The organism is Tolypothrix sp. PCC 7601 (genome assembly GCF_025677855.1).
Taxonomy (GTDB): domain Bacteria; phylum Cyanobacteriota; class Cyanobacteriia; order Cyanobacteriales; family Nostocaceae; genus Aulosira; species Aulosira diplosiphon.
Genome location: NZ_CP064882.1, coordinates 113,261 through 129,392, shown reverse-complemented (window position 1 = coordinate 129,392; position 16,132 = coordinate 113,261). Strand labels below are relative to the sequence as shown.

Annotated in this window: 9 protein-coding genes and 1 pseudogene; 5 read left to right on the top strand and 5 right to left on the bottom strand. The window is 39.3% G+C overall.

Annotation, left to right across the window (positions count from 1 at the left end; translation table 11 throughout):
• Nucleotides 1-316: 316 nt before the first annotated feature.
• From HG267_RS38965 to HG267_RS38945, 5 genes are all read left to right on the top strand, one after another.
• Entirely contained in the window at nucleotides 317-784 is a 468-nt protein-coding gene (locus HG267_RS38965; protein WP_052335435.1) for an ISAs1 family transposase, read from the top strand.
• A gap of 197 nt (nucleotides 785-981) precedes the next feature.
• Nucleotides 982-2,265 (top strand): ABC transporter permease DevC, encoded by a 1,284-nt coding sequence (devC, locus tag HG267_RS38960; protein WP_052335434.1) that lies wholly within the window; start codon nucleotides 982-984, stop codon nucleotides 2,263-2,265.
• A gap of 44 nt (nucleotides 2,266-2,309) precedes the next feature.
• Nucleotides 2,310-3,005 (top strand): ATP-binding cassette domain-containing protein, encoded by a 696-nt coding sequence (locus tag HG267_RS38955; protein WP_045874303.1) that lies wholly within the window; start codon nucleotides 2,310-2,312, stop codon nucleotides 3,003-3,005.
• A 305-nt stretch (nucleotides 3,006-3,310) separates the two neighbouring features.
• Complete coding sequence (locus tag HG267_RS38950) at nucleotides 3,311-4,621, top strand: IS701 family transposase (RefSeq protein WP_096621593.1); 1,311 nt, start codon at nucleotides 3,311-3,313, stop codon at nucleotides 4,619-4,621.
• 111 nt (nucleotides 4,622-4,732) lie between these two features.
• Complete coding sequence (locus HG267_RS38945) at nucleotides 4,733-6,043, top strand: IS701 family transposase (protein WP_045874302.1); 1,311 nt, start codon at nucleotides 4,733-4,735, stop codon at nucleotides 6,041-6,043.
• Nucleotides 6,044-6,292: 249 nt separating this feature from the next.
• Here HG267_RS38945 and HG267_RS38940 read toward each other — a convergent pair whose 3' ends face one another.
• From HG267_RS38940 to HG267_RS38920, 5 genes and pseudogenes are all read right to left on the bottom strand, one after another.
• Nucleotides 6,293-7,759, bottom strand: a complete 1,467-nt coding sequence (locus HG267_RS38940; RefSeq protein ID WP_045874301.1) for an ATP-binding protein — start codon at nucleotides 7,757-7,759, stop codon at nucleotides 6,293-6,295.
• Entirely contained in the window at nucleotides 7,760-10,477 is a 2,718-nt protein-coding gene (locus HG267_RS38935) for a TnsA endonuclease N-terminal domain-containing protein (protein ID WP_045874300.1), read from the bottom strand. It lies immediately after the preceding gene.
• Between the two features lie 981 nt (nucleotides 10,478-11,458).
• Complete coding sequence (gene cysC / locus HG267_RS38930) at nucleotides 11,459-12,007, bottom strand: adenylyl-sulfate kinase (RefSeq protein ID WP_045874955.1); 549 nt, start codon at nucleotides 12,005-12,007, stop codon at nucleotides 11,459-11,461.
• Nucleotides 12,008-12,327: 320 nt separating this feature from the next.
• Nucleotides 12,328-13,681, bottom strand: a pseudogene (locus HG267_RS38925) (IS110 family transposase).
• Between the two features lie 275 nt (nucleotides 13,682-13,956).
• Complete coding sequence (locus HG267_RS38920) at nucleotides 13,957-15,723, bottom strand: hypothetical protein (protein WP_045873139.1); 1,767 nt, start codon at nucleotides 15,721-15,723, stop codon at nucleotides 13,957-13,959.
• Between the last annotated feature and the right edge of the window lie 409 nt (nucleotides 15,724-16,132).

The window sequence follows — 16,132 nt, the reverse complement described above, 5'->3', positions numbered from 1 at the left end:
CCTATTATGCAAAATTATTAGCAGAAGTCATTAAATTATCTTAAAAAATATATTAAAAATTGACTGAAAGCCTTATAAGTATTGACATATAAACAATATATATTGTTAACTATAAAAACAATTTACCGTATTTTTAGATAAAGTTAAAGTTATGAAGGGCAAAAGAGATATTAAAATTCTCACAGAACCAGGGTAAGCGCATATAATTTTGTAGCTTAAAATACAGAATATTTGACCAAAAGATGCAGAAAGAATCAAATTTGAGTAAGTAGTACGCTAAAAAGTAAAGCGTCTATTTTACATCAGGGTCAGTATTATGGCATCGGGTTTCAACTCTTCTAATCATCCTCCTGCTCCCAAGTCAAAGGCTTTAAGTGTAGCGAATGCCAACGCTTTAACATCGAAGATTTCATCAATGTTTAGTGAAATAGAAGACCCCCGTGCAGAAAGAAATCGTGTGCATTTATTAACTGATATTTTAATCATCGCCATACTATCAGTAATTGCAGGAGCCAAGGGCTGGGAAGATATGGAAAATTATGGTTTAAGTAAATACGAGTGGTTGTCACAGTTTTTAAAGTTGCCAGAAGGTATCCCTTGTGCGGATACGTTTCGCCGAGTTTTTGAGCGTATAAATGCATTGGTATTTGAGCAATGTTTTAGGCGTTGGGTTGAATCAATAGTTGAGAACACGGGAGCGCAAGTAATCCCAATTGATGGTAAAACCCTCAAAGGCTCCTACGACAGAGCGCTGGGAAAAAAAAACACCTTTACATATGGTTAGCGCATAGCCATGCTCCACAAAATCTGTCACTGTTGCGTCGAATTGCGCTTAACGCTTTGAATTTGGAGCAATCGTTCCAGCGAAGTAATCGTCAAAAATCAAATCGATCTGCTATGGATAACAATTATATGTTGACGATTTTAGCTGCCAGTCTTACTCATCATGATCATGCTTTAAAAACCTCTTGTCAATAGGGTTTGAAATGCGCTTACCCTGCGAAAGAATGCTCTCCTGAAGAAATAAAAGCAGAGATTTTAGCACAAATAAAAGAATTTATTGCTAAAGCTTATAGTCAAGTTTTCCAAGATTATGAAAAAATCATGAATGAAATTACTTTAGCATGGTTACAATTAACTAAAAATAAATTTCGTTTGGTAGGTATATTAAGTGGAATATCAATTTTGGTGGCAACAGTATTAACTAATCTGGGGTTGCAAGATGCTCTTTATGAGAGTAATACTAGAATACATCAAAATTTTAAAGGAGAGTTGGTTCTCATTCATAAAAAAACTAACGTTTTACATGAATCTTTACCTTTTTCTACAACTTATTTATATAGATTAGAAGGATTAGCAGAAGTAACTAATATTAGTTCTTTATATTTAAACTTTTCAAGACTACAAATACCAAATATTACCAACGAAACTTTTGTTTTAGTATTTGGAGTCAATATTAATAATTCTCCTTTTAAGGTTGAAAATCTTAATGAAAAACTTGATAAAGCAAAAATTCCTAACGTGGTATTAATTGATAGAAATTCGCGTCCTGAATATAGTATTTTAATTAAGGAATATGATTCAGGAATAATTCCTATAATTAAACTGGATGGAAAAAAGGTAAGAATTGAAGATGTAGTACAATTTAATACAGCTTCTTTTGTTTCCGATGTTTCTTTTATTACTAGCAGTTTTAATTTTATAGAAATCTTTCCTTATCTCAACCCTAATAATATTAATATCGGCGTGATTCAACTTAAACAAAATGTTAATCCAAAAAGTTTTATAAAAAAACTTGAAGATAAGAAATATTTACCTGTAAACCTCAAACTTTTAACGCGTCAAGAATTTATAGACTCAGAAAAGCAATATTGGGCAATTAGATCTCCAATTGGCTTTGTATTCAGTTTAGTTGTATTTATGACAGTTATAGTACAGGTTATAGTAGTGTATCAAATTATGTCTACTGAAATAGCTTCTCATCTTCCAGAATATGCTTTATTAAAAGCCAGAGGTTATACAAACAGTTACTTTGTAATAGTCATATTACAAGAATCTATATTTTTAGCGATTTTAGCTTATCTTCAGGGCTTAATAATTTCTCTATTTATATATGAGCTTGCCAAAGATGCTACATCTTTACCCATAACAATGGATTTTAGAAGAGCTATCATCGTGTTATTATTAACGATGGGAGTATGTTTAGCAGCAAGTTTAATTGCCACAAATAAATTAAAAGAAGCTGATCCTATCAATCTACTTTAAACTTTTTATTCTCTTTGCAGATAAATAATATTTTGGTCACAAAAATGTTGAATTCAACAATAGTAAATATAAGAAATCTCAATTATTACTATGAAACCAAAAGAAGTAAAATTCAAGTTTTATTTGATATTAATCTTGAAATAAAAACTGGAGAATTTGTGTTCCTTACTGGTCCTTCTGGTTCAGGTAAGAGTACATTGTTGAGTTTAATCGGCGGTTTACGTTCTGTACAAGAAGGAAGTATTGAAGTTTTTGGATATGAATTGAAAAAAATGAATCAACGACAAGGAAAAAAAGTTAGACGATTGATTGGCTATATTTTTCAAGCTAGTAATCTTGTTAATTGTTTAACTGTTCAACAAAATTTGCAAATGTCTTTGAAGCTTAATCCCATTAAATATAGCAGAAAAGAAATGATTGAACTATCAAATACTACTTTAGAAATGGTAGGTTTAGACCATAGAATTAATTATTACCCCGATGATTTATCAGGTGGCGAAAAACAAAGAGCCGCTATTGCCTGTGCTTTAGTAAATAAACCTAAATTAATCCTTGCGGATGAACCTACAGCAGCTTTAGATGGTAAATCTGCCCAAAATATTATTAACTTAATGCATCATTTGGTGAAACAAGAAGAAACTTCTATTTTAATGATTACCCATGACAATAGGTTTTTGAATATTGCTGATCATATTATTCATATTCAAGATGGTAAAAGCTTCTTCAAAAGCCAAATTTAAATAGTGTTCAATTTGTAAAGGAGTAGTCAGTAGCTCTGCTAAAAATTCAATCGCCTCATCAGTAGCCAAATCAGATGGTTGATATTCATCATCAGTAAACCAAAAAGTTTTTCTCGAAAGAGCGATCGTTAAAATACTTATATTTTTTGATACTTATTGATACACAATTCTCTGTGGTGTGGGTTCGCGCATAAGATGTGTGGGTTCGCGCATAAGATGAAATTTAAACTACGAATTTATAACCCTGTTTTGTCACTCTGGCAGTAGTATAATAAGGTAAAAATGCTAGAACCAAGACACAGAGCATGGTACAGCCCCGTCCAGCCGCACCAACAGTCAAATTTGTGGACGAATATTGCCAGTGGTATAAAAGTCTGTTTCCAGATGTTAGGAGTTTCGAGGCTTTTAAATATCTCCATGTAGGCTGCATTTCTGATCTAAAACGTAAAACATTGCCAGAAATAGCAAAAATCGTAGGATTAGATAACCAGCAAGGGTTGCATCATTTTCTAACTACATCACCTTGGGATATAGAAAAGTTAAGAACCTTAAGGTTAGAGTTAATTTTACAAGTGCTAAAAGGTAGACCAATCATTTTAATTATTGATGAGACAGGGGATAAAAAGAAAGGGAGCAAGACAGATTATGTGAAACGGCAGTATATAGGAAATTTGGGAAAAACAGATAATGGAATTGTGGCAGTGACAGTATATGGTGTTTTCTGTGGGATGACATTTCCATTACTGTTTGAAGTGTATAAACCCAGGGAAAGATTACAGGCAGGAGATAAGTACCGCACTAAACCAGAAATAGCAGCAATACTGATAAAAAAGCTACAATCAATGGGTTTTAAATTCAACTTAGTACTTGCAGATAGCTTATATGGAGAGAGTGGTAAGAATTTCATATCTGTATTAGATGAACTAAACTTGAACTATATAGTAGCGATTCGGTCAAATCATTATGTAGAAATACTTCCACGACAACATATTCAATATTTAAAGTGGCAGAAGTTTCAAAGGGTATTCTCTGACTTGAGTCGGGAAAATCGATTTATTAGAGAAATTATTCCGGGAAAACGTGGAGAACTTAGATATTGGCAAATTACTACAGATCCAGAAAATTTGCCTGATAACACTACTTGGTATGTGATGAGTAAATATCCAGACATTACGCCAAGAGAAGTTGGAAATTTTTACGGTTTAAGAACTTGGGTCGAGTACGGGTTAAAACAAAGTAAGAATGAATTAGGTTGGTCAGATTTTCGCCTGACTCACTACCCAGATATTGAGCGATGGTGGGAAATTATTTGCAGTGCTTATTTAATGGTTAGTCTGCATTCGGAGCAACTGTTTCAGTCTCCATCACAACGAGAGTCAAAATTTGTTTCACATCCTTGGTGGGATAATGGAAATGGCTGGAAGAACATTCTTAACAATCTTCGTTTGATTATTCAACCTTTTACTTTATTTAATCTGATATATCCCTGGTTAACGGTTTTTCCTATTCCTCAATTAGCTTTGGGTTTTTTTAAACTTCAATCTATTATTTATAGCCTCACCAGTTCAATTTTTATATCCCTGATTCACCCTGATTTCTACTTTTCCTCTGCCTAGAGTGACAAAAGAGGGATAAGGATTCCAGCCTCTCTAATTCGCGCATAACCCTGTTTTGTCACTCTCGCGGTAGTATAAGAATGTATAAACGCTAGAACAAAGACACAGAGCATGGTACAGCCTCGTCCAGCCGCACCAACAGTGAAATTTGTGGACGAATATTGTCAGTGGTATAAAAGCCTGTTTTCAGATGTTAGAAGCTTCGAGGCTTTTAAGTACCTACATGTAGGATGTATTTCGGAATTAAAACGTAAAACTTTACCAGAAATAGCGAAAATTGTAGGATTAGATAACCATCAAGGACTACATCATTTTTTAACTTCATCTCCTTGGCAAGTAGAACAGTTCAGAATCTTGCGGTTAGAACTAATTTTACAGATGCTTCAAGGTAAACCAATCATTTTAATTATTGATGAAACAGGAGATAAAAAGAAAGGGAACAAGACAGATTATGTCAAAAGGCAGTACATAGGAAACTTGGGAAAAACTGAGAATGGAATTGTAGTAGTAACAGTGTATGGTGTTTTCTGTGGAATGACATTTCCATTGCTATTTGAAGTTTATAAACCTCGAGAAAGATTAAAGGCAGGGGATAAATATCGTACTAAGCCAGAAATAGCAGCCATTTTAATGAGAAAGCTACAGTTGATGGGCTTTAAATTCAACTTAGTATTGGCAGACAGCTTATATGGAGAAAGTGAGACAAATTTCATCTCCGTATTAGATGAACTGAACTTGAAATATATAGTTGCAATTAGGTCAAATCATTATGTAGAGCTACTTCCACGACAAAGAATTCAATACCTAAAATGGCATAGATTTAAACGAGTATTCTCAAATCTCAACAGCGAGAATCGCTTTATTAGAGAAATAATCCCAGGAAAACGTGGACGACTTAGATATTGGCAAATTACAACAGATGCAGAAGAATTGCCTGAGAGTTCTACTTGGTATGTGATGAGTAAATATCCAGACATTACGCCAAGAGATGTTGGCAATTTTTATGGGTTAAGAACTTGGGTTGAGTATGGATTAAAACAAAGTAAGAATGAACTAGGTTGGGCAGATTATCGTTTGACTCATTATCCTGATATCGAAAAATGGTGGGAGATTGTTTGCAGTGCTTACCTCATGGTTAGCTTGCACTCAGAACAAATATTTCAGATGCCAATACAATCCAACTTCAAGTTTGCTTCACACCCCTGGTGGGATGATGGAAAAGGTTGGAAGAATATACTTAACAATCTCCGGTTGATTATTCAACCTTTTACCTTATTTAATTTAATCTCCCCCTGGTTAACAGTTTTTCCTATTCCTCAATTATCTTTGGGGTTTTCTAAGCTCCAATCTATTGTTTATAGGCTTACCTCTCCAATTTTTATATTCCTTGGTCACCCAGATTTCTACTTTTCCTCTGCCTAGAGTGACAAAACAGGGATAAAGTGAAATCGACTGTGTGATTTGAACGATATTTTTGCCAAAGGGTCACGAAATGCTTCAAAACTCATTAGGACAAGATATACTTCATAATTTAGTTGTGAGTTGTAAGAATGATAATCGTATAGTTGGGGGGAGACAGGGTTGAGCAAAGCTCAACCCTGTCTCATTAATAAAGAGAATGGGAAGAAGCTGCCGTCGGCAGCTTCTTCCCCCACCCAATGATTATCATTATTATGTTGTTGACGGCGATTCATGCCCAACAGTGTCTCGCTTGGGTTTGCGTTGTCCAACCCGTGTGCCTGACTTTTTCTGGGGACTCTTATCTGTTTGCTGTTGCGTGTCCTGGGTTATCGCCTGAAGGTCAGTACTAGGATTACTAAGTGGCGTTTCAGTAATTTCAAGCGTTTGAGTAGATGTAGTTTTCTTACGAGTCTGCTTTTTCTTCAAGGCTGGCTCTACGGGGATCTCGTTTGCTGTTGTGGTCGTAAATTCTTGTGGTGCAGGTACGTTTGGCTTTTTCCGAGTCGATGTAGTTTTAGGTGGTGACTCTGTTTTCGATGAAGTGATTTCACTACCGACCAACGGAGTTTCAGGAGGGACTGCACTAGTCGGTACATCCGTTGAACCCATTCCTATTTGTAGCAAATGCCATAAGTGTTCGCGGCGGCTCTCCATATAGCTCAGTTTTTCTTCGCCTTCAGTCGCTTCTATTGCCATACGTTCGCACTGCGCTAGCGTTAGGGTATGTTCGTGTAATTGTTTTAAAGTTAAAGCTTTATTTCCATCATCTAATGCCGCCGCCACAGTTCTGATGAGCCAGTCTTTTAGGACTCCAAGACAGCCAATAGAATGTTCATAGAAGTAAAGCCAATGCTGCATTAATTCAGGAATATTAGTATCAAGAGGTACTTGCTTGAGGAGTGCCAATAACGCTGCTTGAAAATCCAAACGGTCTTGTTCATTTTGGTACAAATAGCGCGGAAAGTGGATATCCAGACCGCGCCGGGATGCTTGACCACTTAAATTGCGGAAATTTAACAGTTCGTAAGTACCAATCAGGATGTGTAAAACACCCGTAACATTCGTCATGGATTTAATCCAATCCAACTGGTCTAAAAGCTTGCCAGCATTACTTCCAGTCCCAATCTTCATTAAATGTTGCGCTTCATCCAGGATAACCGCACGTACACCACGTTTGGTTATCGCTTCTTCTAATGCGTGGCGCAGTTCTGGAGAATCATTAAACTGGGAAGTTTTGCTAGTACGTCCACGCCCTTTTTTCTCCCATGCCTCCGACGTATCAATGTCTACAATGCTACGACGCTCGTAGAATGGCTCATTCAAAAGCTTCAGCGCAGTCCGGTAATAGTCAGTTCGATTAAACACCCCACTGTCAGGTGGACGTGTCTCTATCAGTAACAGAGGTAATTGAGGTACATAACCGTTGCGGTAGCTTGAGTCATTTGATACATAATCCTCAGTTTGAGGCGCATTTAAACGTCGGGCAATTTGCCGTATCATCGTCGTCTTGCCCACACCGCTTGGCCCATACACCAACACATGAGCAAATCCGGCAGGTTCTCGAATCGCACGCATGAGCAGCATATCTACCCGTGCTAACTGTGGATGTAAAACTGCATACTCCTTAAATTGAGTAAGTAAGTTTATGTCATCGCTCCTGTTCCTGTTTAAATCCATCTATTTGTATTCCGCTAATATTGGCAGTGAACTTAGATCCAACGGTTCAACGTTTCGAGATGGTACGTGCTGCGATGCAACATCTTCACTCTGTTGTGCCAATACAGCAAATGTTGAATGAACTTGGTTTACTGATGGAACAGAAGAATTACTAGACGTTAAATTGTCTAGTAAGCGTTTACTTTCCAAATCACGCAATCTTTGCAGCAACAAGGCTTCATGTTCTTGGACATTGGCAATGAAGTCAGCTAAATGTTTGGCATTCAAATTCGTCGCCGTGGCGCTACGTTTGTTCAATTGCCTAATTTCTTGTGCCGCTAACAACACTTCTTTTTCAGTGCGTCCCACGAAAGTACTGTAATACTGAGAGATACATCTCACCCAGCGCCCATCAACATAGGCGTAAGCAACTCCCATATCAAAAGGATCGTAGCGTACTGGTACTAATGTTTTTTCTACATTGGGATTGCGGAAAGCATCACTCCAATAGTAGAGATAATTGACTTTAATCCCTTGTCCCGGCTGAACTTTCGCCTGACCTTTGGGCGTGGAAGGACGTGTTGCCATGAGGAACTCTTCGTTATAAGCAATACTTCGGTGTAAGCGTTCTCCGGCGATTGACAACCCTTCGGTATAAACAACGCCTGGAGACGCACCTAATGAGTCATGATAATTTGAGTCGTAAATCGAGTAAGCCCACTGGGTCAGGTAAGTATATAAATCTCCCAAATTCCAAACAGCTAACTGTTTTGGGTCAACAGTTTTGGTGAGTTGACGCGGCTGTTTACTTGCTTGAGTATTACCTAATAGGTTATAGATAAACTCAGTATTTGTCGTCCCAAATAATCGTTCAATTACCGACCCAAAGCGGGGTTTACCACCAGGTCGTGTTTTCTTGGTGCAGTGGTAGCGTGCTAGCAAGGTGTCAAAGTATATACTGTGGAATTCTTTGCCACCATCTACAACTAATGTTGAGGGAAAACGACCTTGGCGCTGGACTAAAATACGTAGCCCCATCATGCAAGACCTGTAAGAAGGTGCATCAAAAGTCAGATAAACTGCCAATATTCGCCGAGAATAAGCATCGGTCAGTAATGTTAGCCAAGGTCGTCCCAGTAACCGACCTGTAGCTTGTGAGCGTAATTCAATATCGAGTTCGGTATGGTCGATATGGACTATCTCCAGTGGACGGTTTCCGTGAGGACGTGTATTTAAAGCTAGTTCCCAGACAAAAGGCTCTGTTGCGTATGCGGCTTTTGCTCCCTGACGCTTTAATGTCTGCTCATGGGTTGGGCGTTTTTTTAAACGCTGGTAGAAGGTGCGGTTACTAAGGGGTTGTATATTTAATGCTGTACAGGCTCTGACATACGCCCGATATACTGAAGCGCCTGTCGCTTGTCTTGGTGTTTCAAAATGCTCCTTAATAAATTTATCTAATAATTCACTTGAATCTGTTGGCGATTTTGGTTGACGATTCCCTTGCTGATGTGTGCGTGGTAGCAACCCGACATAACCGCAACCTAAACTTGCTTCTGCTTCACGGAACTGTTGTACCCATCTACGCAAGGTACGTGGGTTGATGTCTTGATAGATATCTGTATGGCGTTGGAAATATGCTTGTACTATATTAAATTTTCGATTCGCTTCTTTTAAGTGAGATGGAGAAGCGGCCTCCATTAAAGTCCGTACAGTTTCATTTCTTGTTACATCTGTAACTCCGTTGTGGATTTTAATGGTGCCACTGTCGAATAACTGGAGAAAAAATGCTGTGGGCAACTGTATTGGGAAGCCTGACTCTGGTAATAGCGTGGTTGTGGTCTCGCCATAGTTAACTAAAGTCCATAGCGCCGAATCCCACTCAAGGGCTGTGTTAGGTAGCAGTGTTGTGGGACTACTGGGAGTATTCTTTGTAGTTACTCCTACAACAGATGCGTGTGTATAAGCGTCATGATTTTGTTGACTTACCCATAATCGTGTCCTGTAATGTTCAACTAAGGGGACAGCAGACAAATCCACGTACAAAAGCTCAGTTGCAATCATGATGTATATGTCATTGGCACATACATCATTTAATTCTTGTAGCAATGCCGCAATCGTTATTCCTGGATTTGCTTCCAGGTAAGCCAGAACTGTCGAGTGTACATCTGTTGTCAAATTTGATTTAAATCCCAGGTAATCTGACAAAAACATCAAGTTCTGGGTAAAGACGGGATTCAATTCGGCATCAGTACGAACGCAGTATTTTAGACCAAATTGTGATGCGTGTGCTTCTCCTGGTGGGCAACGCCAATGACCGGATGCTGTTTTTTGATAACGCCCAGGATATTTTTGTGCTAAGAACTCTAGTTCCTTAACTGTTTTCCACTCTTCCCAGCAAGCACCATCATGACGTAATACAAAAAAGTCAGGGGTATGATAGTGACCTATATTACGCCCTGCTTGATTTTTATACTGGATTTTGAATGGTGGGGGCTGGTCGTAGAACTCTAAAACTTTGGGGTCGTGTTCCATCAAGTAAATCGCCCACAATTCCACTGTATGGCTCTCGAATTGAATTGTGACCCCCATTTTAGAACTAGGGTACACGCCACAAACGTTCTTGGTTCGTCCTTGTACCCGACGTGAGGGTGGGGATTTCCTGATTTGTGTAATCAAATCAATGGTGTTGGTTGCTAGTTGCTGTTGCCTACACCAATCTTCAAACTCGAATTCGTTCATTTGAGCTTCACCTCCGGGAGCGTGACCTATGTGATACAAGGACGGCTTTGTTGCTTCACTACAGTCTCCTAAAAATACTTATCAACGCGAATTGAATCATATTTTAGTCAGTTTGAACCATATTTTGTCATCTAAGTTGTACATAGGAGTGATTTTTAGAGAATTATTCGGGAGAAGTTTTTTCTTTTTCGTTATGACAACTCTAGGATTTATTATGATTCACAATTAGGACACGCGGCCATAATTTTATGCAAACTTTTATGTGATGTTTAGGCTGTAACCCTTGAAATGTCGTTAATTTTTGGTCAGGGTATGATTCACAATTTGGTCATCCAGGGGGTAAAAGCACAGACTGTAAGGTAAGGGTTTAAGCTATCTAGCCAATTCGCGCATAAAGTGAAATTTTACATTTAAACAGGGTAATTCCTAGTGTTTATAGCAATATAAGTGGCAATTTATACTTTAATTTTCGATGTTATGTGGGAAAACTGCTTGATTATGGCAAGAAGTGGGCGATCGCTCGAATGCTAGAGAGTAAGCTCATCGCACTTTAAAAATACGCTTTTAAAAGCATTTGGGCTGTCGTTAAATCAAAGTCGGAAAATTTCAATTTATCTGCGAATTCGCTACCTGTCTCAAACCGTCACGCCACAAGCAATTTCACTTTATGCGCGAATCTCGTTGTCTCAAACCCCTATAACTTCGTTGTTCACATTTCATCTTATCTGCGAACCCACATAAAATGCAGCATTATTTAGGTCATTTTCAAAAATACAGCATTTTCCGATCGCACCTGCGGAATGTGGGTTTTAATTTCTTTGTGACGCTTGCTCGCGCAATTCAACAGTGATTGTAACTGTTCCTAACTAATCACTAAAATTTGTTTTGTCCGGTGGGGATATTTCTGGATATAATCAAAAACCATAAGTAATATCGAAAAATGATAGACGCGCAATTTAATGTTTTACCATTTTTCTTTTCCTAAGTTAATATTTCGGACAAGTCTATTAAACCTTGGCGTTCTAAATAGTACAGCACTTGGTTAACACATTCTTCAACTGTAAAATTATCAGTTTGACAGATAATATCTGCATTAATTGGTGCTTCGTAGGGGTCAGAAATGCCAGTAAAATGCTTGATTTCCCCCGCCCTGGCTTTGACGTAAAGCCCTTTGATATCACGGGATTCACAAACTGCTAGTGGTGCTTGGACATAAATTTCGATAAAGTTGGTAGTCGTCTGTTTTAGTTCGGAGCGAACTTCACGATAGGGGCTGATAGCAGCAACGATCGCAATTATGCCATTACGACTAAGTAAGTTAGCCACAAAGCCAATCCGACGCACATTTATATCTCGGTCTTGTTTGCTAAAGCCTAACCCTTGTGAAAGATGGATGCGAACGATATCACCATCTAGCAACTCTACTAAGTAATTTCGTTTTTGTAGTTCTTGGGCTACACCGTGAGCAATAGTTGTTTTCCCCGCACCACTTAACCCTGTAAGCCAGAGAATTGCACCTTGTTGTTTCATGTTTAATTTAATACATGCTAATACTAGTATAATGAATGAGATCAAGCGCTCGCACTTGAAGTTGTCTCAAAGGGCGATCACCCCATTTGCAATTAAACAATTGCTAAGGAGCATCAAATTATATAGTGACGTAGCAATTGCCACTATGGAAACAATTCAATCAGTATTTCATTTACCAGGGTGGCAAACAGAAGGGTTTTTGGAATGCTCATGGGAATTGAGCTAGCAGACGAGATAGCACAGCCGCATCCTAGAGATGAAAACCTGCACTACTGTAACCAAGTGGGACGTAAGCAGGGCTTTGTTGCATGAACCCTCTTTCAAGAAACACATTCGGTGGGGTGGGAAATAGGAATGAGTTCTAAGCCAAGAGCCTGAGCTTTTTGCTTGAGGTTTTTGAGCATCAGTTCTTGGTATTTTTGCTCATAGTAGTCCATACCAGGATCAGAATATTGCCCAGCAGTAATCCACATCTGGTAAAACAAACGAGCCAGTTTGTGTGCAGTAGCAGTGATAGCTTTAGGTGCGCCCAAGCGAGAACGTAACCGGCGATAAAACGCACCCAGAGCAGAGCGACTGTGAGTTAAAGAAAACGCCGCCATGCGAAAAGCATTGGCTGCCCGATTGACAACATTACGAGTTTTAGAGCTTTTGACCTTACCACCAGTCACTTTTTGACCAGGACATAAACCTAACCAAGATGTGAAGTGCTTAACTGTAGGAAAGCGTTTTGGGTTTAATCCCACCTCAGATAAAATGGTCTGAACAGTTAAGGCATCAAGACCATCAATGAATGTAAAGTCAACTCCTGCCATCCGATAAAGATACTTATGCAAATCAAAATCGGGGTGATTTGCAGTCGGTTTTTTTCTGCGTTTTCTTGGTGATGTTGGCGGTTCATCTAAAGTTTTAGGTTCAAAAGATGCTAAACATTTTTCAATTTCAGTGTCAACAGCAATAATCTGTTGTTGGTAAACCTCATACAGTGTTAATTCTTGCTGGAGGACAAATAAATGTTCACGGCGGTAATCACCAGTTAAAGATGCAGCAATATCTGCTGTGCTGCTTTTGATATGTGGGTCTTTGAGGGCTGCTAAAACTTGTGGGTCTTGTTCACCAGCAACGATTGCTTTTATAATTTTCATTCCGGTCAAACCAGTCACATCGCTGATGACTTTGTGGAGATGTAAATTCATCTGGATGAGTGCCTTTTGCATCCGTTGTATATGGGCACTAGCACTCTTGATTAAGGTATCTCGCTGACGGATATAACTGCGTAGTACACAAACTTGGTCTTCTGGGCGAAAAGAACCAGACAGTAGTCCATAGGTATGTAACTTTTGTAACCACTGGCAATCTAACACATCTGTTTTGCGCCCAGGGACTGTTTTAACGCTCCGGAGCATTGACTAATTTGACCTCAAAACCCTTGGTTTCTAATATCTGAAACACTGGAATCCAATAAACTCCTGTGGCTTCCATTGCCACGGTATTTATTCGGCATTCCTTTAACCAATCGGCCATTGCAATTAAATCAGGGGTAAAACACCCAAATCGGCGAACATTTTTATCTGCTCTATCAGTGGGGACACAAACCCAATGTTCTCCACTACCAAGGTCTATTCCGGCTGCGTTCTGGTTAATTTCTTCTAGAGTGGATGAAGGTTTTACCACAGGTACAGGCTGGTTCTTCTGTTGATTTGCTGGCAATTTCATTGCTGCAACCCTGTTCTAGTTATTATGGATAGTCCTGACAAAAGGGATGTATTCATAGATAATCTTTCAAACGGGATAGGAAACTTTATCCTTCACCAATGTCATAGCCATAATGCCCCAGAACCATGCTCCTAATCAGGCTCAACACACTATTGTGGGTTCGGTTTTAACTGTCAGGATAATTATTAATATACTCGTTCATTAGTCCTCACCGTTCGCGTAATAGAATTTGACTAAGAGGAATTATCTACAAGATTGCTATAAATATCCGAAGGAAGACCAAGCAAACTCATAATTTCCTGTTGTAGAGGGTTTAAAGGAGGAACATAACCAAAACGCTGACCACGGGCTTCAATAATCGTCAAAGTGATATTAGAAAAAGCACGTAACAACCGTTCAGCAGTAGGTTGAGCAGTCCTTTTTTTTGGATGTTCGGGATACAGTCCAGCAAGAGAGTTGACCTCAATAGCAGTTAATTGCCGTCGGACAACAAACTCGATAATTGTCAGCAAACGTAGGGCTAGACTCAGTAAATTAATCAGCCCGGTAACTTGGTCGTCACGTTGCACAAACATGGGAGCAATCGAAAGTGACGCACCCTTGAGACGATGAAAACCACGTTCAGCAATCCATTCGTCTCGATAAGTCAGTACAGCTTGTTCAACTCCTAACAGACTCTTGGGAGCATTGGTGACAAAAGCTCTCCAGCCAAAAGTTTTGTGAGTTTGGGCAATAGCATCTTCATTGCGGATAACAGTCTGAATTTGATACCTAATTTTTCGAGTAATTTGCTTGGGGCGAGATGTGGGACGACCTCGACCAATATAGGTTTCTTCAACAGTTTCTTGGCACTCATAATCGAAACTCAGTAAGCCTTCGACTCGATAAAGGTGCAGAATTTCTGTAGCTTTTTGCAATAAAACCTGTAGGTCGTTGATTTGTCGTTTACCACGACCTTTTTGTGGAGTTAACGCCATCAACTTCTGCTGTGCGTTGTGAAGTCGCTTCTCTAATCCCTGAACCTGTTGTTTTGCAAGTGTTGGTGAGTGAACAATCAACACCCTTTCTTGCCAGCATAGTAATGGCAATTGTTCATCAACCACCTCGACAGGACGACACACCTCATAGCCAGTGGCGATAGTTGTTTCAAGGACATCCAAGTCTGGGCTGGTTTCACTGTTGTGATGAACACTGGTTCGCTTGATATCAATCAGGGGAAATTTACCTGCAACAGCATCATCTACCCAGCCGGCAAGAAGTTCTGGAGTTTTACCAACTAGGGATAATGGACATAGGTAGTAATCTCCCTGAATATGTATGTTGCAGCGTGTTGATAGTGAACTCATTTTACAGTCGCCAACAAACAACAACCCTTTTTTGTTCAGTGTGGCAGCAATTTGTTGGTAGGCGGGAATGTACAACCCATCATCTGCTTGTTCTCCAGATACTACCTGAGTGACAAGAGGCATCCCTAATGGGTCTATCATCCCCATCATGAGTTTTACCTGTGGCAAGTTTGGATCATCTTTGCTGTGTCCAAATTGGAATAAACCTGACTCACTGACGAGATGGTGTCCACTAATTGTTGTTGCGTCTAAACGCACTTGCTCCACCGCTAAGTCATAGGCTCGGATAGTGTTTTGCGTGAGACACCGTTCTATTTGTTCCCAAGTTTCGGGCTTGCTTAAACGCTTCAACAGTATTCCTAAACGGTCATCTGTAAAGTCGGTTTCTCGAATGTTGAATCCGCATACTTGCTCTATGGTGTAGTGTCGTTGTTCCACCCATTCCCGAACACGTACTTTTCGGTGGTCGCCCTGTGAGATGATATATGATAACCAAATGCAAGCTACCCATCCCCAATCCAGCCCTTCCTGTTTCCAATGACGTGGCAAATTTTGGTTGAGGATTTCTGGCAGTCCCATTTTTTTCATCACCTCTAGCAGCAGAACCACATCGTCGATTCGTTCTGAGATTATTTGTTGGGGTAAATGTGCCATTTCTCACACTTACCATTAAACCGTTACACCCTACACAACTTTCTTTCTGGCATAAGGGATGCCAAAAACGATCGCCTGCTTAGAGACTCTCCCTTATTTCATCTATTTCACCAAACTCATCCTCGATTGCGCGAACGGTAAGTAATTAGTCTTCGACTTTGTAAGAGTCTGGCTTACCTATCTGGATCATGCGATTAAGCTCGGGGAAAAAGCTTATAATCTCATTTAGGCACTACAGGTATGGCGATCATACGAGCTATTGCCCCTGGGAAACATGATCCAAAAGTACTTGCAGCTAAAAAACATCACCGTGTCAATAGATCCTGGTATGGATTATTATGAGCAGCGTTATCGTGAGCGAATGGTTAAGAATCTCCACAAAAAAGCCCAGGCTTTTGGTTTTGAGCTT